Source organism: Microbacterium karelineae, from assembly GCF_009745985.1.
Taxonomy (GTDB): Bacteria; Actinomycetota; Actinomycetes; order Actinomycetales; family Microbacteriaceae; genus Microbacterium; species Microbacterium karelineae.
Genome location: NZ_WFIX01000063.1, coordinates 1 through 697 on the forward strand (window position 1 = coordinate 1; position 697 = coordinate 697).

The 697-nt window shown below is 43.3% G+C and carries 1 protein-coding gene; it reads left to right on the forward strand.

All coding sequences use genetic code 11. The features are described 5' to 3' along the window. A partial coding sequence (locus tag GB932_RS21930) for an ATP synthase beta subunit C-terminal domain-containing protein (protein ID WP_497755939.1) occupies positions 1 to 697 on the forward strand: 697 nt, incomplete at both ends.

Sequence of the window (697 nt, forward strand, 5' to 3'; positions counted from 1 at the left end):
GTATTATCAAGTATGGTGATGATTTCATGCACTCTATGGAAAACGGAGGTTGGGATCTTTCTAAAGTAGACTTAGAAGCTATGAAAGATTCAAAAGCAGCATTCGTTTTCGGACAGATGAACGAGCCGCCAGGTGCAAGAGCGAGAGTAGCACTTTCTGGTCTTACATTGGCTGAGTACTACAGAGACGGTGGAGAAAGCGGACAAGGTAGAGACGTACTTTTCTTCGTAGACAACATCTTCCGTTTTACACAGGCTGGTTCTGAGGTATCTGCACTTCTTGGTCGTATGCCATCAGCAGTAGGTTACCAACCAACGCTAGCTTCTGAAATGGGTGCGATGCAGGAAAGAATTACTTCAACGAAAAATGGTTCAATTACTTCAGTACAGGCGGTATACGTACCTGCGGATGACTTAACTGACCCGGCTCCTGCAACTACGTTTGCTCACTTGGATGCAACTACGGTACTTGACAGAAAGATTGCTTCATTAGGTATCTATCCTGCGGTAGATCCACTTGCTTCTACTTCAAGAATCCTTGCTCCTGAAGTTATCGGTCACGATCACTACAACTGTGCTCAAAGAGTAAAAGAAATCCTTCAAAGATATAAAGCACTTCAGGATATCATCGCAATCCTTGGTATGGAAGAACTTTCTGAAGAAGATAAAGCTGTTGTATACCGTGCAAGAAAAGTTCA